The organism is Streptomyces sp. NPDC054786 (assembly GCF_053611685.1).
Map to the genome: position 1 here is coordinate 54,558 of NZ_JBSHAW010000005.1, position 20,470 is coordinate 75,027.

The following is a 20,470-nucleotide window of genomic DNA, read 5'->3' on the forward strand; positions in this document are numbered from 1 at the left end:
CGCCCGAGGGGCTCTCCCCCCATCCCCGAGGCAAACACAGACACGCCAGGACAAGCCCAGGCCGACCCCCTCGTCGGCCTGGGCTTTGTCATGGCCGGGGCCGGGGTGGGAGTGGCAGCAGGAGGGGGATGGGCGAGCCGTTCGCGTGCGGGGGCATGGGCGGGCGTTGCGCGGGTCGACGGGGCGGGCCGGGCCGATCGCGGGCTGGTGAGGTCCGGTCAGGCGGCTCGTCGCATACGAGGCAGCGGCCGGGACGGGGCCGGGCTCGGTGCGGAGGCACTACCGTCGGGCCACGTGGTCGGGGCGAGCCGGCCTCGCGGGGGCGCGCCGCACCCAGGGGCGGCCGGGCAGCTCGACCCGTGCGAACTGTCCGTCTTCCGTGAACGGGGTAATGACCCCGTCGTGCAACTTTTCCGGTTCGCGTTGCCGGTCGCGGTCCGGCACCCATGGCCCTCCACGGCCTTACCAGATCGCGCGCTCCGCCACCCCGGCGGAGAACGGGAAGGGGACAGTTGACGGCTGTGGGGTGGGTGGCATCGAGCAAGAGGACCTTGGCGGCGCGTCGGCGCCGCCGGGCCCGGTCGCGGGGGCGGGCGACGGCATCCACGGCAATCGGGCCGCCGTGCGCACCACATCGGCCTCGCCAGGCTGCCCGGGGCCGGGACGACCTGGCGAGGGCGGCACGGAGGCTGTCGGGACCGCGGCCCGCCTGAGACCGACGCCGCCCGGTGGCGATGCTCACCCGGTGGCGAGGCCGCCTGACGTCGGTGCCCGCCCGGTACCGAGGCTGCCCGGTACCGAGGCCGCCCGGCACCGAGGCCCGCCCGGGACCAAGGCCCGCGTCGTACTGCCCGTCAGATGTCCGACGGCCCATGGAACGGCGGCGGCATTTCACCCACCCTCGGCTTCCGGTAATCCGCCCCGGCCCCCTAAGCCGACAGCCTGTCAGGTCGTCGGGCGACACGCGGTGCCGTGGCTTTCTCCCGATACGGAATGCCCGGGGAAATAATGAACCGTCGAAGAAACCATGGGCGCGCCCATGATGTTCCCGAGTGTATTCATGAGGCACCCGATGCCGCCCTGTTGACGGGATGAAATGAGCGCTGGACGCCAAGGACCGTCGCACCCGCGCAGGGGCCGGAAGCCGGCCCGCGGAGGCACTCCTGCCACCGACCGCATGCTCCGCATTCTGCTGCGCCGCCGCAAACAGCCGCTGAGCGCCGAGGATGTGACGATCACCGACAGACCCGCCGTACGCCAGGCGGTGTCGGCCGCGGCCCTCGGCAACACCATGGAGTGGTTCGACTTCGGGGTCTACGCCTATCTGGCCGGCACCTTGGGCAAGGTCTTCTTCCCGTCGAGTTCCCCCGGGGCCCAGGTGGTGTCGACCTTCGCCACATTTGCCGCGGCATTTCTCGTCCGGCCGCTCGGCGGCTTGGTATTCGGCCCGCTCGGCGACCGTATCGGCCGTAAACGCGTGCTCGCCGCCACCATGATCATGATGGCGATCAGCACCTTCGCCGTCGGATTTCTGCCCACCTACAACACCATCGGCTTCGCCGCGCCCATTCTGTTGCTGATCTGCCGTCTGGTTCAGGGGTTCTCCACCGGCGGGGAATATGCGGGAGCCACCACCTACATTGCCGAATACGCACCGGACACCCGCCGCGGATTCCTCGGCAGCTGGCTCGACTTCGGCACGTTCGTCGGATATGCGCTCGGCTCCGGACTGGTGACCCTCCTCACGGCGGTGCTCGGTGCGGACGGCTTGGTGGACTGGGGCTGGCGGCTGCCGTTCCTCGTCGCCGGACCGCTGGGGCTGATCGGCCTGTACATGCGGCTGAGGCTGGAGGAGACCCCGGCCTTCCAGCGTGAGGCCGAACAGGCACATCACGATGCGGAGGAGGTCGTCGCCGCGGGCGGCGAGGACCCGGTGGAGGAGGCCCGCCAGTCCGGTAAGGGGCGGCTGAAGGAGATCTTCACCCAGCACTGGGAGGCCGTGCTGATCTGTATGGGCCTGGTGCTGCTCTACAACGTCACCAACTACATGGTGACCTCGTACCTGCCGACGTTCATGACCGAGACGCTCGGTCAGGACGCCACCACCGCCCAGCTGCTCATCCTCGGCACCATGATCGTTGTGGTGCTCACCATCACCACCGTGGGCCGTACCTCCGACCGATGGGGCCGCCGGCCCGTCTTCATGGCGGGCAGCGCCGCCATGATCGTCCTCGCCGTCCCCGCGATGCTTCTCATCCGCGCCGGCGGCATCCTGCTGCCGGCCTTCGGGTGCCTGATCCTGGGGCTCCTGCTGGTGTGCTTCGCGGGTACGTCCGCCTCGACCCTGCCCGCACTGTTCCCGACCCGGCTGCGCTACGGCGCGCTGTCGATCGCCTTCAACATCTCGGTCTCGCTCTTCGGCGGCACCACCCCGCTCATCGCCTCCGCGCTGGTGCAGGCGACCGGCAACGACATGATCCCCGCCTACTACCTCATGGTCGCCGGCGTCATCGGGCTCATCGCCACCTTCTTCCTCCACGAAACGGCCGGAAAGCCGCTGCGTGGTTCCGGCCCGATGGTGGAGAGCGAGGAGCAGGCTCAGGAGCTGGTGGCCAAGAGCCGCACCGAAGCGGGGCGGCGGGCCAGGGACCTCTGGCTCCGGTTGCGGCACCCATGGGCGCGGCATTGAGCGTGACGACGGGCAGGAGGCTCAGTGGCGTGACGGTGCCCGTCGCTCACCCGGCCGGCGCAACCGCCCGGACCGGTCCAACGCCCGGGAGCTATCCCTGAACGCTGCCGTACCAGCGCCAGCTGGTGCGGCGAGGGTGCCCCGGTAGTTCGGCGCGTCCGGTGGCCCACAGCAGCGTGTGCCAGGGATCGGCGGCCTCCGGGGCGTCCGGAAACAGCCGGGCGAGCACCCGTGCGCACACGTCGGCGGGCGGGTTCCAGGAGAGCTGAAGCCCCTCCGCCAGGTCGTAGGCGTGCACGAGGGTCTCCACCGTGCCCATGGCGGCGAAGCCCTCGGGGTCCGACACCCCGAACACGTGGTGGGCACGCACCTTCGGCGGCGTCGTCCGCGCCATGGCCACCAGCAGAGCGCCGCTCGCCTCCAGCACCTGCAGCAGCCCCGCAGGGCCCGCCGTACGGTCGGCATGCACGGCGTTCGCGGGGCCGCCGGGCCGCCGGCTCTCCCACACAAAGGGCACATTGCCCTCCAACGGCGGCCTCCGGGGGCCCAGTTGGGCGGCGTAGGCGAAGAGATCGTCGCTGAGGTGCTCGACGGTCTCCCAGCAGTCCCACTCCAGCGAGCCTGCCTTGCGGTCCCACGCCGCCGGGGGCGCCTCGCGCAATACGGCCACCGCGAGCTGTACGGCGCGGTCAAGATCGTCCGCAGCGACGGCGGCCGGCTGGAGTGCGACTTCTGTTGATCGGGACATACGGGGACCGTACCGCGAGCGCGGGGGAGGGCGGGCCGACCGGGCCCGCTGGTGGTCGTGCTACGGATCTGACGGTCTATCGTAGGCGCATGTCCGCGCCTGAACTGATCCGTATCGTCTCCCGCGACTCGCCGATGGCCCTGGCCCAGGTGGAGCGCGTCCGCGCCGAACTCGGCGCCCTCCACCCCGGCATCGCCACCGAGGTCATCCCGGTCAAGACGACCGGCGACCGCTGGATGGGCGCCCTCTCCCAGGTCGAGGGGAAGGGGGCGTTCACCAAGGAGGTCGACGCCGCCCTCCTGGCCGGTGAGGCGGACCTGGCGGTGCACTGCGTCAAGGACATCCCGGGCGACCGCCCGCTGCCGGCCGGCACCACCTTTGCCGCGTTCCTCGAACGCGATGACGTCCGGGACGCGCTGATCCACCCCGACGGGCTCACTCTCGACGAACTGCCCGACGGCACCCGGATCGGTACCTCCTCGGTCCGCCGGATCGCGCAGCTCGCCGCCTCCCATCCGCACCTGCAGTGTGTGCCGATGCGCGGCAACGCCAACCGCCGTATGGAGAAGCTCGCGGCCGGTGAGGCGGATGCACTGCTGCTGGCCGTCTCCGGTCTCGAACGCATCGGCCGTACGGACGTGATCACCCAGATCCTGTCGGTGGACGAGATGTGCCCGCCCATCGGCGCGGGCGTGCTGGCGCTCCAGTGCCGCGAGGGCGACACCGACACCATCGACGCCGTCAGCGGTCTCGGCCACCCCCGGACCTTCCAGGAGACCACCGCCGAACGCATGCTGCTGCACGTGCTGCAGGGCCACTGCAACAGCCCCATCGCCGGTTACGCCAAGACCGACGGCCGCGGTGAACTGTCGCTGCGGGCCTGTGTGTTCACCCCGGACGGCAAGACGGTTCTCAACGCGCACGAATGGGCCGGCCCGCTCACCCCGGAGACGCTCGGCACATCCGTGGCCGTCGCCCTGCTGCGTCAGGGCGCCCGCGAGCTGATCGACGGGATCGCGCACTGACGTCCGTGTCCCACCTGGGCCGGCGAGCTCTGACCGAGGTGGGAGGCCGATTGGGGGCCTTCAGCGGGCGAATGCTGCCGATACGCGGCCTTGGTCCTCCGTGGTGAAGGCGAAGGTACTGGCCGGATTTCGGTAGGAGTGCGTGCCGTCGTTGGCGAGAACTCCGTTGTGGGTGGTCCAGGAAGTGGGGCCGGTCGAGCCTTGATCTTCGACGAGCGCAGCCGCAAGGTCGTGAGGCGCCTCGGCGGAGGTGCGGGCATCGAGTGCGGCTGCCAGGCGTGGCATCGCGCTATCCGGGAGGTCGTCGTCTCCCATGGCGGGCAGCAGAAGCAGGAGGCGGGCGTGTGGGTCGGTGGTGCTGCCCCCGGCCAGACCGTTGTCGGCAGCGCTGATCAGCTCGGACCAGGACATGGCCGGTCCCATGAAATGCCCGTCGTCCCGGGCGAGAAGCAGGGCACGTTCCCAGGCTGGGTGGTGCAGGAGGTAGTCGACACCGGGGTCGTCGTTGTCGGTGCGGTAGACGACGTGGAGACGGTGCTCAGCGCCCAGCGGGATCGTGAAGACGGGCCAGTTCGCTCGTTCCGTCAACTGCCGGTGGAACTCCTCGGCCGCGTCGTGGTCGGCGCCGAAGAGCAGCTCTTCCGTCTCCTCGCGCTGAGCGATGGAGTACAGGTGGCCGGGCCAGAAGAGGGCTGACTTGAGCAGTTCCGGCTCGGGCGTGAGCGGTCCGCATGCGTACCCGGGTATCTCCATCATGGCGGTCATCATGCCGCGTGGCTGTCGTGCCCCGACCGGTACCTTGCCGCTCCGCGCGCACGCATTGCGCCCGGACCGCGCCGCGGTGTCGTCATCCTGCACCACTCGCGCGCCCGGCCGATCGTCAGGAAGCCGCCGCGAGGGCAGCGGCGAGGAGGGCCGCCGGGCCGTCCGGTAGCACGTGGTGCAGGGCCTCGGTGCGGTGGACCAGCCGCCGCACCGGCGCTGTGCGACCGGCGCCGGGGGGGGTCAACCACCGGACCGGGGCTGACCGTTGGGACCGGGGCTACCGTTGGGACCGGGACTGAACCGTTGGGGTCAGAGCTGACCGTTGGGGTCGAAGGCGGACCGTTGGGGTGGACGGGCATGCTCTGTCCACCCCAACGACGGCCGTCGGCTCAGCCCTTCAGGCGGGTGATTGCCGGAACGAGGTCTCCTTGTTCGGAGATGCCGGCGGCCCAGAGGTCGGCGCTCTTGGGCACCGTGGTGAAGCTCCGTACGACGATGCCCGGAGCGGAAGCCGTGTCCCACTGGTTCGTCTTCCCGTTCCACCGCAGGGCCACGGTCGCGGCGCCCTTCCCGCCGACGGCCCACAGATCGCCGTTCGCCGCCTTGCCGACGGCACGCAGCCGGCCGTCCGCCACGTCCGGCGTCTTTGCCGCTGTCCAGGCGGTGCCGTTCCAGTGCACCGCGAGGGGACGATCCGCGCTACCGGACGTGCTGCCGCCCACCGCCCAGATGTCGTCGGAGGCGAACGCGGTGACTCCGCCGAGCCAGTTGTGGGACTTCTGAGGGCCCGGCACGGTGACCCGCTTCCAGCTGGTGCCGTCCCAATGCAGCAGCAGCGCCGTCTGCGGTGACTTGGCGTCGGCGGCATACGCGGCACCGGCCGCCCAGATGTCGTCCGGAGCGACGGCCGTTACGCTGCTGAGTTCGCCCGTGCCCACATCGGGCAGGGTCTGCCGTTGCCAGCTCGTGCCGTCCCACGACTGGATGGCCGGGACTCCGTCCTTGATCGACCGGCTCATCGCCCGGCCCACCGTCCAGGCCTTGCCGTCGGACGTCGTTGTCACGGCGTCGGGGACGACATGGCCGCCCGGATCGCGGGCCAGCTGGTGTGTGGTCCATTTGGAGCCGTCCCAGTGCACGGAAGCGCTGCCCACCGCCCAGATATCGGTGGCCGAGCGGACGGCGAGGGCCTGCGGAAAGCTGTTCTCCGGCAGTGTGGACTCCTGGGTCCAGGACGTCCCGTCCCAGCGCAGTGCGACGGCCTCGAGAGCGGTGGCACTCTTCAGCCGATAGCCCACTGCCCAGGCCTGCTTGTCACTCAGAGCGGCTATCGCGGTCAGATCGCCCTTCTTTACGGGCACCTGTGTTGCCTGCCACCCGTCCGCGCGGGATGCCGAGGACGCGGGAGCGGTGTCGGACGAGGTGGGAACGGTGGCTGCTGCGGACGCGGCCGGTCCACCGTTGATGCCGGTCAGGACCAGTGCCCCGGTGACCACGGTGCCGGCAAGCGAGGCCAGCAGCAGCGGTATCCGGCCGGGACGCCGCCTGGGCAGGGAGTTAGTCGATGGCATAGGCATTTCCTTGTCTGGTGGGGGATCAGGTCAGCGCACGGGGGCGGTTGATGGGCGCCCGCCTGCTCGCTAGACCTTGGTGGTGATCACGAAGTCGAATGTGCCGGTGTAGCTGCCGTCCTTCGGGCCGGTGAGCCCGACGGCGCAGGCGCGGTTGAACAGCCGGTCGGCGGCGTTGAGGGCGGCGAAGTCCCGGCCGTACGCCTGGGTGTCGTCGGGGAAGTACAGCTGGGTGACGAGCACGGGGCCGCCGGACGCCTGCACCTGGGTGTGGATGTGTGGTGCCCGTTGGCCCCAACGGCCCCAGTAGTCACGGGGGATGATCGTCCGGAGCAGGTAGGCGCCCCTGCTGTCCGTGTACTGGTGCCCGCGGAGCGAGAACCCCGAGGTGTCGTAGTCGCCGTTCTGATCGCACTGCCAGAACTCGATGAGTGTTTCGGGCAGCGGCTTGCAGCTGGTGTCGTACACGACTCCGCTGAGGTCGAGCCGTACCCCGCGGGTGGCCGGGGTGATCAGATCGCCCCGTGCGGGGGAGTTGGGCTTGAACAACGGGCCCTCGATGGAGTCCGGAGTCTCCTGGCCCGAGCAGGCGGGGGTGACGGCGAGCGGGCGTGCCCCGCGGCGTGCCGCTGTTGGCCGGCTCACCTCCGAAGCTTCGGCCGCAGAGCCGGTCGAGGCAGCCAGGCTCGCCCCGAGGGCCACGGTGGTCACGCCCGCGGAAGTGGACCTGATGAAGGACCTCCTCGAACTTCCCTGCTCGCCGCCTGCCCGTGCCGGGGGCCGCGGGCCGGTGTCAGACCCCGGGCTCATATCGTCGGCGTACCGCATCGCATCTCCTTGCCGGAAGGAACTCGTTGACGGGGCACCCGACGAGGGCAGGCCGGTATGGACGGCCGGGGTCAGCGCTGGTGACGTGACGAACGGCTGACGGTGGGTGTCCTTGGTGGTGTCCTTGTGACGGCCCTGCTGATGACGATCGTTCGCTGTTCCTGTGACGATCGTCCGTGTGACGGCCATCCGGTGGGACGGCTTGGGACGGCCGTGGGGTGATCGGCCCGTCGGGTGCGCTCTCCCGCTCAGCCTCCGATGCCGTATCGGCCCCCGCATCGGTCGGATGACCTACGAGTTGTGTGCGTGACGAAACCACCGGCGCCGGGCGAACGGCCGTCGGTGGCTCCGGTCCGCTCAGGGGCCGGGCTCGGCGTCCGGTGCCCGTCCCGCGACCCGGACGGCGATCTGCGTACGGGACCTGACCCCCAACTTGTCCCGGACCCGGTCCAGATGGCTGGCCACGGTGCTCTTGGAGAGACCGAGATGTGAGGCGATCTGCTGGTTGGTCATGCCCTCGGCGACCAGCTCGGCGACCGTCGACTCGCGCCCGGTCAGCGGGGGCTGCCCGGCCACGCCGACCCGGCCGGGGTGCCCTTCATGATCACTGTCGCGCCCCATGGAACGGATCTGCGTACCGCGCAGTGCATACGCGACCAATCGCGTTCCGCGCAGTCGGCGACCGGCTGCCATCGCCGCGCTGACCCCGGAGGGGTGGACCCGCTCCTTGACCCGTGCCACGGCCGCCTCCACCTGCCCCCACCAGTGCGCTTCCGGCTCCGTGTCGATCCGCCGCCGTATCGCGGCGGCGGCCGCGTACAGCCGTAGCGACCGCTCCAGGTCCCCCCGCTCGGCCGCCACGATGGCCAGCCCCTCCAGCGGGTAGAGCGTATGGAAGCTCTCGCCGGGCGGCGTCTTGAGCAGTACTTCGGCGAACCGCCGCTCGGCGGCAGCCACATCGCCCTGCGCCAGCCGGATCGCCCCTGCGGTGTGCAGAGCGGCCGTCAACTGGCCTGGCGGCGCACTCGCCTCCAACTCGGGCAGGCACTCTTGCATCAGCTGCTCGGCCCGTGCGACCCCGCCCGTTTGGAGCAGCGCCCAGGCCAGATGGTGCCGGCAGAGCGCGAGGTCCAGTGGGCGGCCGAGCGTGTGGACCACGTCGAGGCACTCGGCGAAAACAGCGACGGCATCGGAGAACTCGCCCCGGCACAGCCGAGCGGCCGCCAGTGCGTCCAAGGCATTGGCCAGCCTGGCGGGGTCCCGTCCCCTGCGCCCGACGGCGACGGCTTCTTGCGCGAAGGCGAGGGCCGCGGCATGGTCGTCCTGCAGACAGGCCGACCGCGCGGCCAGTGCCAATGCCGCGCCGCGGTCTTCGCGGTCGTGCATCTGCTCCCACACCCCCGACAACAGCGTGCGCGCGGCCGTCAACTGCTCCTGGTGGTACTGCAACCGGGCCAGGGCCACGGCGAGCGGGGCGTGCCGACGGTCGGAACGGGAGGCGGAGTAGGCGACGGCTGCCGCGAGGTTCTCCTGCTCCTGGGCGAGGGGCCCCTCGGTGGTGTCGGGGAATGTCCCCGGTGCGACGGCTCCCGCGGCCTGCCCGGCCAGCCAGTCCAGCGCCCGGTCCCATGTGTCATGCAGCTCCCCGGCTTCCGCGAGCCGCGCCATCCCGTAGGCCCGGATCGCACTCAGCTGCCGGAACCTCGCCGGGCCCCGCGGCTCATCCCCCCGTACCCTCACGACCAGAGATTTGGCCTCCAGCGCGCAGACCACGCGCAAGACCTGCTCCGGTCGCACGGTGCGGTGCGGGGCGGCTCGGTGACCGGGGTTTTCCGTGTGGTGGACGCCGTCCCGGGGAGCGATGCCGTCCCTATGGTCGATGCCGTCCCTGCGGTGGACTTCGCCCCTGTGGCCGGCGCCGCCCGCCTCGCGGACGTCTCCGCATCCGTCCCGTCCGCTGCCCCGTTCCCGGTCTCCGTCCTCCCCTCCGTGCCGGTCTCCGTCCTCTCCTCCGCCCTTGCCCCCGTGCTCGTTGTCGCCCTCGTCGCCGTCCCGGTTTTCCGCTCCGTCGGCGCAGACCGCGGCGGCTCCCTGGGCGTCGAAGCCGCCCCCGAGGACCGACAGCCGCCGGAAGACCACCCTCTCCAACGGATCCAGCAAGCGATGACTCCAGTCGATCGCGGCCCCCAACTCACGATGCCGGCCGGGCCCGGTCCGACTGCCATCGGTCAGCAGCGACAGCTGATCGTCCAGGCCGTGCAGAATGCCCGGCAGGGAGAGCGAGCCCGCCCTGCCCGCCGCCAGTTCGATGGCCAGCGGCAGCCCGTCCAGCCGTCGGCAGATCTCGGCCACCGTACGGGCCTCGCCGGGCTCGAGCCCGAACGCCGCGTCGCTTCTCCGGGCGCGCTCCAGGAACAGCCTGGCGGCCTCCGACTGCAGCAGCTCAGCGGTGTCGTGGTCCTCGCCTGCGGGCGACAGCGACAGTTCGCCGACACGGAAGACGACCTCGCCGGGGACGCGCAGCGGCTCCCGGCTGGTGGCGAGAATCCGCAGGCGAGGGCAACGGGCGAGCAGCGTCGCGGCCAGCTGCGCGCAGGCGTCCGCCAGATGCTCGCAGTTATCCAGCACGACGAGCATCGTGCGAGTGCCCAGCGCATGCACCAGTGCCTCGACGCCTGCCCGGCCGCCGCGCTCGCGCACCCCGAGGGTGGTGGCAAGAGCCTGCGGCAGCAGCTCGCTGTCCTGCAGCGAGTCGAGTGCGGCCCAGTGGGCACGGCCCGCGTGTGCGCCCCGGACGCTGCCCGCCAGCTCCAGTGCCAGACGTGTCTTGCCCACCCCTCCCGGGCCCGTCAGCGTCAGCAGGCGCGAGGAACTCAGCAGCGCACGTAATCGCGACAGCTCTCGCTCACGACCCACGAACGCGTCGAGCGCGGGGGGCAGTCCGCGCCCCGCCAGCTCCGTTCGAGGCGGGACGCGACGCTCCGCGCGCTGCCGGAACGCGCGTTGCCGACAGGCACTGGAGCAGTACCGCGCGGGCCGGCCGCCCGGAGCCGTGCCGCCGCTTGCAGCCCGTGAGGGCGTCGGGAGCGGCGCACCACATGCTTCACATCCCCACGACTTCGCCACACCAGGCATCCTGCACAACAGGCGTCCTTCGCACCAGCGTTGCACGTGGTGGCCGCCCCGCACCGGCAGGCGGCCACACTTCCGCCGCCCAGGCGCCTCAGTCGAGGAGATCGACCCGGAACGTCAGCAGGTTGGTCCCGAGCGCCCGGACCGCAGCGCTGTTGAACCGCGGCAAGGCCTTGAGCCGCGCCCGAGCGTCGTCCTGTGGGACCGCATGAGCGGTGCCGACATGCCACCGTCCCTTGATCCGGACCCGGACCCGGGAATGCGCCTGGATGTTCCGTACGTACTGTGACTTGTCGCCGTACTCGGAAACGAACCAGAATTCATTCCCGACGCGGCGTCCGCCGATCGGTGTCCGACGGGGCAATCCGGACTTTCGTCCGGTCGTCTCCAGGAGGGTCTGTTGCGGCAGCCGAGCGAGGATCGGGTTGCCGATCCGCCTCTGGAACGACGTCACAGTCCGAAATTTCATCTCGCGATAGCGCGACATCCGTGGCCCATCCGTTCATTGCTGGAATTCCTCGGCGATGGTCAGGCCGTCAGAGTGCGCGGATGCGCCGCGGCATGACTCGTCACGATGTCACCATTGTCCCCGGATCACGGCCTCGCTGCCCCCGGGCCCTCCTTCTCCCACGGCACGACAACGACCTGCTCGTCATCCTCATAAATAATCCTTCCCGGATTTGTGGACTCGATCCGCTCGCAGGCCACGTCATGCGCGGCCAGCAGCTCCAAGTAGCCGTCCACCCGGTCGATGAGATGCACCGCGTGAGCCTTGAACCACGCCACGGCCCCTGGGTTGAGTTCGCGATCGTAGACAGTGGGGTCGATGCGCGAGGGGTTGGTGTACGTGGCGTCGTACCAGTCGTTGCCGGCGCGCCAGAAGCGGTACTGCTCGTCGCTCAACTTGCCCTGGCGGGCAAGGCCGTTGGCGAGGCCGAAGATGCCGGGGAAATGACCCCTCGGATTGCGCCTGGTCCCCTGAAACCTTACGTACAGCGCCTCACTCACGAGCTCTCCTCCAGCTGATGTATCGAGAACGAAGATGACCGGCTGCGGCCGAAGCTCTCGCCGGGACCGGAGCGCGTGGGAACGACGCACCCCGGCGGGCCGGGCGGGCTTCGGTCAGGGGCGGGGTATCACTTCGATTTCTCTCTCCTTGAGCTTCCCGGTCGTGCTCAGTACGACGGAGAGGGGACCGGTCCCCGGCGCGTTCGCCTCACGGGCGAGTTTGACGAACGCCTCCAGCGGCGATCCCGGTTCCGGACGTTCCCCGTCAACGGTCTCGGCCCCTGGGATGATCTTTGCGCGCCCGCCGCGCTCATGACACGATGTCCAGCGCCCGCGCGGGGGAGCGGTGGACGAGTGGGGACAACCTCCCTTTGTGCACCGAGTTTGCAAACTGTGGTGCTCCCTACTTCCCGGGGCGGCGAGAACGCACCAAGCCGCAGTCACAGGATCACAAGGGAACGGGACGCCGACATGACTACCTCCACCTCCAGCCCTACCCCCATCTACGAAGAGCTCGTCGAGGAACACGGAGACATCCTCGCCGAAGCCCGCGAGGCCGCCGAGCGTTCCCAGCAGACGGCCACCCAAGCGCTGGACTGGAGCGATCTGCGACGCCGACATTGATTTCTGCGGCCTTGCCGGCAGCCCTCGCCATCCGAGCCGTGCAGCCGTCGTCAGAGCCGTGCAGCGATGGCTTGGCGGCAGCCCGTCGGGATGTGGAAATGCGTTGCACCCCTGAGGACTCCGAGCTGTTCCGTCTGGCTCGGCGTCCCTCGGTGGGACGTGGTGAGTGAATCCGTCGGGGGAGTGGCGTCGCACAGGATGCGCGGACTCAGTCCGTCCGGGGAAAGGCATCCACGAGCCGCGCCGGAGCTGCTTGCTTCCAGGAGTCCACGAGGATGTCCTGTAGCTCGTCCATATCCTCCAGCTCGGCCAGCCGCACCCGCACCCAGGCGGAGCCGGCCTCGTGCGGCGGCACCCAGAACTTCGCCGGTTCCGCGGCAATCAACTCTTGCCGCTCATGCATCGGGCAGCGCACGGCGAACGATGTCTCATCGTCGGGGATCGTGATGAACATCTTTCCGGCGACCCGGAATGTGGGCATGTCCCAGGCTTCCTTCTCCACCGTCTCGGGCAGGGAAAGGGCGATACGGCGGACATCAGCGGAATCGATCACGGCCACCAACCTACCCGGGGGCACGGAACGCCGCGTACCCCCTCAAGGACCACAAGGCTCCTCGGTCAAGGACCACCACGTTCCTCGGTCAGGAGGGGGAGTGTGAACCTTTGTCCCGGATCAGATTCTCGACGTGGTCGAACCGCGTGTGCAGCGTATGCAGTTCCGAACGAAGCGCCTCCGCATCCTCGCGTGCATGGTTCCCCACCGCCTTGCCCACGCGGACCATGTCCTGCTCAGCGCGGCCGACGAACCAGGTGGCCAGGGCGGCCGTGATGACCCCGAACGCCGTAATGGCGCTGAGCATCAAGAAGGAAGCAATGATGCGGCCCCACAGCGTGACCGGGTAGAAATCCCCGTATCCCACCGTGGTCGCTGTTTCGATCGACCACCACAATGCCCTCGGATACGACGTGATATTGGCGCGGGGCGCACCGGATTCGGCGACCACGACCAGAGCGGCACCTCCGAGAAGTACCGCGGTCATGACCAGGGTGACCCAGAGCGCCGCTTGTGCATGAAGCCGGCGCCACGCTTCATTGCCGAAGAGGCGATTCAGTACGGACGAGAGAAACGACGGCACCAACGGGCGTCACCTTCCACTGCGGGCCTGCTGGGCATCCAGCCCTTAGCCATCGCTGACATTAACAGCACCCAACGCAACGCTCGGATATGTCGATGGCGGATTCCAGCGCGGTGCGGCAGGCGTGTCGCCGCGGACGGCGTGTACATAGAGCGCCAGCGTGTCGGTCGTGAAGTACGAGCTGTAGGAGACGTCCGGGATGTCGCCTCCCGTGTGGTAGCCGCCGATGACCCCGATCAGGGCGTAACCCGTGAAGTCCCGTACCAGGAACGGCCCGCCGGAGGTGCCGCCGATATAGCCCGCGCAGGCAATCTCCAGGAAGTCGCCGGGGGCGGCCGGGTCGGTGCTGGTGTAGCGATGTGTGGAGGAGGCGCAGTCCAGGGGTTTGGGGTGGCTGGTGTCGCTGTTGCCGGGGTAACCGATGAGCCGTACGTTCCGGTGGTCGTAACCCGGGTACGGGAGGAGGTCGAAGCCGCCCGTCACTTCCTCCACCTCGGCCCCGTCCTCCCTCGCCCCGAGCCGTACCACCGCGTAGTCCCAGCGGGCACCCGCGTCAGTACCGAGGTCGTAGTACCGCTGGTCGAGGTAGATGCGGTCGACGGGGTAGATGCCGTGCGGCTTCAGCCCGTCGTGGTACTGCGGCACGAAGGACAGGTGGCGCTTCGGGTCGGGGGAGCGCAGACAGTGGGCGGCACTGACCACGAGGTCGCGGTGCGGGCTGCGTACGACCGTGCCGCCACAGAACCGGCCGGTGTTGCTGCCGTCCGTCCAGAAGAAGGTCCCCACCTGGGGGAGACCGTCGAACGGGTGGCTCGGCGGAGTGGGGCCCGCCGCCGGGCGCCGCGCCTGCCAACTCCTGGTGACGACGGCCGGTTCGGCTGCCCTCATCCGCTGCGGGCTCCAGTACGTGCCGGCCGACGCGACCGGGTGACCGGGGCCGTCCGGGGTACCCGCCGCCTGCGCGAGCGCTCCGGGCGGCAGGGCGAGCGACAGTCCGAGAAGCAGGGTGGTGAGCCGCAGAGTCAAACGGCCGCGTGCAGCAGTCGGTCTGCTCATGATCCGGGTCCTCCCCAAGGCCTGGCGTACGGGACGGGGACAGGTGCGAGCGAGCGTGCCATGGTCCTACGGCGGGGAGGCGTATGGCGAGAGGCCGGGCCGGAATTCCTGCTGGTGGTGGGGAGTTGGCACGGGCGGCCGACAGTGGCCTCCTTCAGTCGGGGGACCACCAAGACGCGGGGCCGCCGTGCCGCGCCTCCTCCGCGCCCGTGCTCAGGCCGAGGGCAGTCCGGCCAGTCGCAGCACCGCGTCGAGGCCGCGCAGCGAGCCGGGCGCGGATCCCGCGGGAAGCACATACGAACGCAGGCCCGCGCCGACCGCGCCGCCGTCCTTGGCGGGGTGGTCACCCACCATGAGCGTCTCCGACGGATCCGCGCCCAGCTCGCGGCAGGCGTGCCGGAACAGCAGCGGGTCGGGCTTCTCCGTGTGGTGCTCGTAGGAGTGCACCCAGGCCGAGAAGTACCGGTCCAGATCATGGTGGGCGAAGGTCGCCCGCAGATCCCAGCCGACGTCGCTCACCACCCCCAGGGCCAGGCCGTTCCGTGCGAGGTGGGCGAGCGTGGATGCGGTGTCCGCATAGGGCAGCCACTGCTCGGGAGCCTGCAGTTGTTCGTAGAGCGCCTCGGCGAGCGGAGCGAGTTCGGGGACCGAGGCGTACCACGTGGTGAAGGCATGCCGGTGAGCCTTCGAGGAGACGTCCCGCGCTCGTTGGGCCTGCATGACCTCGGGGTCGGACAGTCCCGCTTCCAGCCCGCTCAGCAGACGGTCCATCGTCGTGTCGTCCACCGGCCGGTCGGAGGCTGCCCGGATCCTGTCCTCATACGCTCCCATCTGGAACAGCGTGCCGGAGAAGTCGAAGAGCACGGCCCGGACGGCGGTCGGGGCTGCTGCTTGCGAGGCGGCGGTGACGCGGAGGGGCCCTTCGGGACCGCAGACAGGGAGAAAACTCATGCGTACTTCCTACCGCAGTTCAGCTGGGCGCGACGGGATGAACCGTCTTCGCGGCGCGGGTAGCGGTGGGGCCGGCTCCTGGTTTCGCACCGCGGCCCTTCTGTCCACTTTCCACTGGACCGGCCACCCCCTCATCTCCCACCTCCAGGCCTTGTCCGGTGGCTGCGGCGGTGACCCTGACGGCTCCCTCCGTGAACATCGATCACACACAGTGACACATCGGGCGGGCTCAGGCCCGCGCCGCTCGCTCGCCGCCCACAACCGCGCGGAGGTAACCTGAATCCACTGCTCCCGCAGCCCCGTCCCGGGGAGGTCGCATGACCGCTGCTGTGAGCCTCCGCCCCAGCAAGGCGGACGCACTCCGCTACAACCCCATCGCCGAGCACGGTCTGATCGGGGACATGCGTACGGCCGCGCTCGTCGGCACCAACGGCACCATCGACTGGTATTGCTGCACCCGCTTCGACGCACCCAGTGTCTTCGCGGCGATCCTGGACGCCGACCGGGGCGGGGCCTTCGAGCTGGCCCCGGACGTGCCCGCCCGCACGAAGCAGTTCTACTTCCCCGACACCAACATCCTGATCACGCGGTTCTTCGCGGACCACGGCGTCGGCGAGGTCCAGGACTTCATGCCGATCGTCGACGACTCACGCGAGGCGGACCGTCACCGGCTGATCCGTCGGGTGCTGTGCGTGCGCGGGTCGCTGCCGTTCACCGCCCGGGTGGCTCCCCGCTTCGACTACGGGCGCAGCACGCACACGGTGAGTACGCGGCAGGGCCAGACCGTGTTCGACTCCCCGGATCTCTCACTGGCGCTGACCTCCAGCGTCCCGGTCGAGATCGACGGCCCGGACGCCACTTCCTCGTTCACGCTGGGCGAGGGGGAGGCAGCCGTGTTCGCGCTCGACCGGATCGGCGGCGGGGTGGAGCCGCGAGCCTGCCCGGTGATGGAGGCGGAAGAGCTGTTCGGCGCCACGGTGCAGTACTGGCGCAAGTGGCTGTCGCGCTCCCGCTACCGAGGGCGCTGGCGGGAGATGGTGCACCGCTCCGCGCTCACCCTCAAGCTCCTCACGTACGCCCCGACCGGCGCCATCGTGGCAGCTCCCACGACCAGCCTGCCCGAACAGGTCGGCGGCGAGCGCAACTGGGACTACCGCTATGCGTGGGTGAGAGACGCCGCGTTCTGCATCTACGCACTGCTCAGACTGGGCTTCACCGACGAGGCTCAGGCCTTTGTGCACTTCCTGTCCGAGAACGTCGGCCTCCATGACGGCGCTGACGGACCGCTGCAGATCATGTACGGCATCGACGGCCGCAGCGAACTCCCCGAAGAAGAACTCCTCCATCTGGAGGGTCACTTGGGCTCGTCGCCCGTCCGGGTCGGCAACGAAGCCGTCAACCAGCTCCAACTGGACATCTACGGGGCCCTCATCGACTCCCTCTACCTCTACGACAAGTGGGGGGAGCCGCTGTCCAGCGACCACTGGACCACCGTCGGCACCCTGGTCAACTGGGTCTGTGACAACTGGGACCAGCCGGACGAAGGCATTTGGGAGACCCGCGGCAAGGCCCAGCGCTTTTTGTACTCACAGCTGATGTGCTGGGTGGCGATCGAGCGCGCGATGCGGATCGCCACTCACCGGGGTCTGCCGGCGGACATGCCCCGCTGGGCGCATGCCCGCGACGCGATCTACCGGCGGATCATGGAGAGTGGCTGGTCCGACAGGCGACAAGCATTCGTCCAGCACGAGGGCGACGACGTCCTCGACGCGTCCGTCCTGATGATGCCGCTGGCCAAGTTCATCTCCCCCACCGACCCGAAATGGCTGTCCACGCTGGACGCGTTGGGCGAGGAGCTGGTGTCCGACTCCCTGGTCTACCGCTATGACCCCCGCCGCAGCCCGGACGGGTTGCGCGGTGAGGAGGGCACCTTCTCGGTCTGCTCGTTCTGGTACGTCGAGGCGCTGTCCCGCGCCGGCCGGGTGGACGAGGCCCGGCTCGCCTTCGAGAAGATGCTCACCTACGGCAACCACCTGGGGCTGTACGCCGAAGAGATCGGCCATACCGGCGAACAGATCGGCAACTTCCCCCAGGCCTTCACCCATCTTGGACTCATCAGCGCCGCCTTCAACCTCGACCGGGCCCTGGGCTGAAGCGCCGTAGCCGCGCCGCCGACGGCGTGCGGCGCGCACCGGAGAAACCGGCGCCTCAGGGCCTGGGGCGCCGGCTCAGGTCCGGGCGGCCGAGGTGGCCGGGTGCGCGTTGCTCCTCGCCCCACCACAGGTGCGGCGGGAGGTACTGGCGGATCGCCGCCGTCACCTTGTCCCGGCTGCCGGGCGGCAGCGGTAGCCGGTAGCGCAGGCGCGGCAGACCGGGCGCGACCGGCTCCTCGTCGCGGACCAGGGCCCACAGCACCGGATCCCGGTCGTTGATCGGGCCGCCGGGGCACAGTTCGATGGAGTACTGCTTCGTGCGCCGTCCGAACCGGCTCCACTGCATACCGGCTCCGGCCAGTCCGTCCCAGGGGATGACCTGCCGCGCCGTGCCGTTGTCCAGCCACACCCCGGCGCGGTCCACGATGACCGCCCCGCGCCGGCCTCGCCAGACGGGGATTCCGAAGAGCACACCGAGCGCGCCGAACACCAGCAACATCACCAGACCGGCCACGCCCGGAACGGTGACCTCGCCTTTCGCCGTGCCCATGAACAGCATGATCAGTCCGACCACGCCGGTCAGGCCCAATGCGATCAGGATCAGACAGATGGGGATGACGGTCAGCGCGCCGCGGCGTCCGGTGCGCACCACGGTGTCGTCCGGGGCCGGGGAGTTCTGTGGCATGGACATGGGGCCGCAGTGTACGCAAGTCCGCCCGCCTCGGGTTCCACTGACATCTCCTGAACACGAGAAGACCTCCGCAAATGACCCGCCGCCCGGCCGCATTCGGCATCAACTTGCCTAAACTGCCTCAAGTTTGATGGATGGTCAGTACCAAGTTTTCGGATTCCCGACAGAAGTCTTGACGCACCGTTCACATGTGATGAACATGCATCGGGCAAGAGAGCGCTCCCATGAACATCACTCGTTCACTTCCTGAATCAGGAGAGCCGCTATGCCCACACCCCCCACAGATGCCACGGCTTCCCGCACGCCGAGGCCCTCACGCCGTAGAGTCCTGGCCGCGATGGCAGCCGCGCTCCCCGCCGCAAGTCTGCCGGTGCTCTCCTCCCGGGCGTCCGCGGCCCCTGCCGCCGCCGCGCTGCCGGGCGGGGGCGATCTCGGCCCCAATGTGCTGGTCTTCGATCCCGCCACGCCCGACATCCAGGGAAAACTGGACGAGATCTTCAAGCAGCAGGAGTCGGCCCAGTTCGGCAACGGGAGGTACGCACTCCTCTTCAAGCCGGGCACCTACAACGGTCTGAACGCTCAGCTCGGCTTCTACACCTCCATCGCGGGCCTCGGGCTGTCGCCCGACGACACCACCTTCAACGGTGATGTCACCGTCGACGCGGGCTGGTTCAACGGCAATGCGACACAGAACTTCTGGCGCTCGGCGGAGAACCTCGCGCTCCGTCCCGTCAACGGCACCAACCGCTGGGCCGTGGCCCAGGCGGCGCCGTTCCGGCGGATGCACGTCAAGGGCGGACTGAATCTGTCCCCCGACGGCTACGGCTGGGCGAGCGGCGGCTACATCGCCGACAGCCGGATCGACGGCGCGGTGGGACCGTACTCCCAGCAGCAGTGGTACACCCGTGACAGCTCGGTGGGTGGCTGGAACAACGCCGTGTGGAACATGGTGTTCTCAGGGGTCGAGGGAGCCCCCGCCCAGAGCTTCCCCGACCCCCCGTACACCACGCTCGACACCACCCCGGTCTCCCGCGAAAAGCCCTTCCTCTATCTCGACGGGGCCGACTACACGGTCTTCCTGCCCGAGAAGCGCACCAACTCCCGCGGCACCACCTGGGGCAATGGCACACCACGGGGCGAGTCCCTGCCGCTCGGCCAGTTCTATGTGGCCAAGCCCGGTGTCGACGCGGCGACCCTCAACGCCGCGCTGGCGCAGGGGCTCAACGTGCTTCTCACGCCCGGGATTTACCGCGTCGACCGGCCGATCGAGGTCCAGCGCGCGAACACGGTGGTCCTGGGGCTGGGGTACGCGACCCTGGTTCCGGAGAACGGTGTGACGGCCTTGAAGGTCGCCGACGTCGACGGTGTGCGGCTCGCCGGGTTCCTGATCGACGCCGGCCCGGTCAACTCCGCCACGCTGCTGGAGGTCGGCCCCCAGGGTGCCTCCGCAAACCACGCCGCCAACCCGACCACGGTGCAGGACGTCTTCATCCGGATCGGCGGGGCGGGCGCCGGCAAGGCGACCACCAGCATGGTGATCAACAGCAACCACACCATCGTCGATCACACCTGGGTCTGGCGCGCCGACCACGGCGAGGGCGTGGGCTGGGAGACCAACCGGGCCGACTACGGGGTCCGCGTCAACGGTGACGACGTCCTGGCGACCGGGCTCTTCGTCGAGCACTTCAACAAGTACGACGTGGAGTGGCGCGGCGAGCGGGGACGCACGGTCTTCTTCCAGAACGAGAAGGCGTACGACGCGCCCGATCAGGCCGCGGTGCAGAACGGCAGCACCAAGGGGTACGCCGCGTACAAGATCGCTGACGAGGTGACCACTCACGAAGGGTGGGGCCTGGGCAGCTACTGCTACTACAACGTGGATCCCACCATCCGCCAGGACCACGGCTTCGAGGCTCCGAACAAGCCGGGCGTGAAGTTCCACGACCTGCTCGTGGTCTCCCTGGGGGGCAAGGGCCAGTACGAGCACGTGATCAACGGCATCGGCGCGCCCACCTCGGGTACCTCGACGGTGCCGTCGACGGTGGTGTCCTATCCGTGACCCGTGACCCGTGACCCGTGACCCGTGACCCGTG

At 69.6% G+C, this 20,470-nt stretch carries 17 protein-coding genes; 5 read left to right on the forward strand and 12 right to left on the reverse strand.

The genetic code is table 11. The features are described 5' to 3' along the window. The first annotated feature begins 1,177 nt into the window (after positions 1–1,177). Entirely contained in the window at positions 1,178–2,689 is a 1,512-nt protein-coding gene (proP, locus tag ACWGI6_RS06030) for a glycine betaine/L-proline transporter ProP (RefSeq protein ID WP_453266360.1), read from the forward strand. Positions 2,690–2,780: 91 nt separating this feature from the next. Here the strand turns inward: proP and ACWGI6_RS06035 are convergent, their stop codons facing one another. Beyond that, the gene (locus tag ACWGI6_RS06035) at positions 2,781–3,437 is read right to left on the reverse strand and encodes a maleylpyruvate isomerase N-terminal domain-containing protein (protein ID WP_453266361.1); all 657 of its coding nucleotides are present in this window, start codon (positions 3,435–3,437) and stop codon (positions 2,781–2,783) included. Between the two features lie 89 nt (positions 3,438–3,526). On the opposite strand from ACWGI6_RS06035, the gene hemC reads away from it, so the two are divergent. After that, on the forward strand, positions 3,527–4,462 hold the full coding sequence (gene hemC, locus ACWGI6_RS06040) for a hydroxymethylbilane synthase (protein WP_393905073.1): 936 nt from the start codon (positions 3,527–3,529) through the stop codon (positions 4,460–4,462). Positions 4,463–4,522: 60 nt separating this feature from the next. Here the strand turns inward: hemC and ACWGI6_RS06045 are convergent, their stop codons facing one another. The 6 genes from ACWGI6_RS06045 to ACWGI6_RS06070 form a co-directional block, all read right to left on the reverse strand. Next, the gene (locus ACWGI6_RS06045) at positions 4,523–5,218 is read right to left on the reverse strand and encodes a hypothetical protein (protein WP_453266362.1); all 696 of its coding nucleotides are present in this window, start codon (positions 5,216–5,218) and stop codon (positions 4,523–4,525) included. Positions 5,219–5,616: 398 nt separating this feature from the next. Further along, the gene (locus tag ACWGI6_RS06050; protein ID WP_453266363.1) at positions 5,617–6,798 is read right to left on the reverse strand and encodes a hypothetical protein; all 1,182 of its coding nucleotides are present in this window, start codon (positions 6,796–6,798) and stop codon (positions 5,617–5,619) included. Between the two features lie 69 nt (positions 6,799–6,867). Next, positions 6,868–7,443: a dioxygenase family protein gene (locus tag ACWGI6_RS06055; protein WP_453266364.1), complete on the reverse strand. Its 576-nt coding sequence runs from the start codon at positions 7,441–7,443 to the stop codon at positions 6,868–6,870. A 540-nt stretch (positions 7,444–7,983) separates the two neighbouring features. Continuing rightward, positions 7,984–10,761, reverse strand: a complete 2,778-nt coding sequence (locus tag ACWGI6_RS06060) for a helix-turn-helix transcriptional regulator (RefSeq protein WP_453266365.1) — start codon at positions 10,759–10,761, stop codon at positions 7,984–7,986. Positions 10,762–10,849: 88 nt separating this feature from the next. Beyond that, positions 10,850–11,245, reverse strand: coding sequence for a nitroreductase/quinone reductase family protein (locus tag ACWGI6_RS06065; RefSeq protein WP_453266366.1), 396 nt, complete (start codon positions 11,243–11,245; stop codon positions 10,850–10,852). A gap of 107 nt (positions 11,246–11,352) precedes the next feature. Beyond that, positions 11,353–11,766 (reverse strand): hypothetical protein, encoded by a 414-nt coding sequence (locus ACWGI6_RS06070; RefSeq protein WP_453266367.1) that lies wholly within the window; start codon positions 11,764–11,766, stop codon positions 11,353–11,355. Positions 11,767–12,237: 471 nt separating this feature from the next. Here ACWGI6_RS06070 and ACWGI6_RS06075 point away from each other — a divergent pair, with 471 nt between their 5' ends. After that, positions 12,238–12,390, forward strand: a complete 153-nt coding sequence (locus ACWGI6_RS06075) for a hypothetical protein (RefSeq protein ID WP_393905079.1) — start codon at positions 12,238–12,240, stop codon at positions 12,388–12,390. A 208-nt stretch (positions 12,391–12,598) separates the two neighbouring features. Here ACWGI6_RS06075 and ACWGI6_RS06080 read toward each other — a convergent pair whose 3' ends face one another. The 4 genes from ACWGI6_RS06080 to ACWGI6_RS06095 form a co-directional block, all read right to left on the reverse strand. Continuing rightward, entirely contained in the window at positions 12,599–12,943 is a 345-nt protein-coding gene (locus ACWGI6_RS06080) for an MmcQ/YjbR family DNA-binding protein (protein WP_453266504.1), read from the reverse strand. 88 nt (positions 12,944–13,031) lie between these two features. Further along, on the reverse strand, positions 13,032–13,529 hold the full coding sequence (locus ACWGI6_RS06085) for a potassium channel family protein (protein WP_453266368.1): 498 nt from the start codon (positions 13,527–13,529) through the stop codon (positions 13,032–13,034). Positions 13,530–13,571: 42 nt separating this feature from the next. Beyond that, entirely contained in the window at positions 13,572–14,582 is a 1,011-nt protein-coding gene (locus tag ACWGI6_RS06090) for a trypsin-like serine peptidase (RefSeq protein WP_453266369.1), read from the reverse strand. 213 nt (positions 14,583–14,795) lie between these two features. Further along, positions 14,796–15,533 carry an HAD family hydrolase gene (locus ACWGI6_RS06095; protein ID WP_453266370.1) on the reverse strand — a complete coding sequence of 246 codons (738 nt, stop codon included), beginning with the start codon at positions 15,531–15,533 and terminating at the stop codon, positions 14,796–14,798. Positions 15,534–15,850: 317 nt separating this feature from the next. Here ACWGI6_RS06095 and ACWGI6_RS06100 point away from each other — a divergent pair, with 317 nt between their 5' ends. Beyond that, positions 15,851–17,686: a glycoside hydrolase family 15 protein gene (locus ACWGI6_RS06100; RefSeq protein WP_453266371.1), complete on the forward strand. Its 1,836-nt coding sequence runs from the start codon at positions 15,851–15,853 to the stop codon at positions 17,684–17,686. 55 nt (positions 17,687–17,741) lie between these two features. Here ACWGI6_RS06100 and ACWGI6_RS06105 read toward each other — a convergent pair whose 3' ends face one another. Next, on the reverse strand, positions 17,742–18,377 hold the full coding sequence (locus ACWGI6_RS06105; protein ID WP_453266372.1) for a hypothetical protein: 636 nt from the start codon (positions 18,375–18,377) through the stop codon (positions 17,742–17,744). A gap of 265 nt (positions 18,378–18,642) precedes the next feature. Between ACWGI6_RS06105 and ACWGI6_RS06110 the strand changes: the two genes are divergently transcribed. Continuing rightward, positions 18,643–20,436: a coagulation factor 5/8 type domain-containing protein gene (locus tag ACWGI6_RS06110; RefSeq protein ID WP_453266373.1), complete on the forward strand. Its 1,794-nt coding sequence runs from the start codon at positions 18,643–18,645 to the stop codon at positions 20,434–20,436. Positions 20,437–20,470: the final 34 nt, after the last annotated feature.

What these genes read in the sequence shown, in the direction of transcription:
- proP (WP_453266360.1), top strand. Translation starts at nt 1,178, where the DNA reads ATGCTCCGCATTCTGCTGCGCCGCCGCAAACAGCCGCTGAGCGCCGAG.
- ACWGI6_RS06035 (WP_453266361.1), bottom strand. Translation starts at nt 3,437, where the DNA reads ATGTCCCGATCAACAGAAGTCGCACTCCAGCCGGCCGCCGTCGCTGCG.
- hemC (WP_393905073.1), top strand. Translation starts at nt 3,527, where the DNA reads ATGTCCGCGCCTGAACTGATCCGTATCGTCTCCCGCGACTCGCCGATG.
- ACWGI6_RS06045 (WP_453266362.1), bottom strand. Translation starts at nt 5,218, where the DNA reads ATGATGGAGATACCCGGGTACGCATGCGGACCGCTCACGCCCGAGCCG.
- ACWGI6_RS06050 (WP_453266363.1), bottom strand. Translation starts at nt 6,798, where the DNA reads ATGCCATCGACTAACTCCCTGCCCAGGCGGCGTCCCGGCCGGATACCG.
- ACWGI6_RS06060 (WP_453266365.1), bottom strand. Translation starts at nt 10,761, where the DNA reads ATGCCTGGTGTGGCGAAGTCGTGGGGATGTGAAGCATGTGGTGCGCCG.
- ACWGI6_RS06065 (WP_453266366.1), bottom strand. Translation starts at nt 11,245, where the DNA reads ATGTCGCGCTATCGCGAGATGAAATTTCGGACTGTGACGTCGTTCCAG.
- ACWGI6_RS06075 (WP_393905079.1), top strand. Translation starts at nt 12,238, where the DNA reads ATGACTACCTCCACCTCCAGCCCTACCCCCATCTACGAAGAGCTCGTC.
- ACWGI6_RS06090 (WP_453266369.1), bottom strand. Translation starts at nt 14,582, where the DNA reads ATGAGCAGACCGACTGCTGCACGCGGCCGTTTGACTCTGCGGCTCACC.
- ACWGI6_RS06095 (WP_453266370.1), bottom strand. Translation starts at nt 15,533, where the DNA reads ATGAGTTTTCTCCCTGTCTGCGGTCCCGAAGGGCCCCTCCGCGTCACC.
- ACWGI6_RS06100 (WP_453266371.1), top strand. Translation starts at nt 15,851, where the DNA reads ATGACCGCTGCTGTGAGCCTCCGCCCCAGCAAGGCGGACGCACTCCGC.
- ACWGI6_RS06105 (WP_453266372.1), bottom strand. Translation starts at nt 18,377, where the DNA reads ATGTCCATGCCACAGAACTCCCCGGCCCCGGACGACACCGTGGTGCGC.
- ACWGI6_RS06110 (WP_453266373.1), top strand. Translation starts at nt 18,643, where the DNA reads ATGCCCACACCCCCCACAGATGCCACGGCTTCCCGCACGCCGAGGCCC.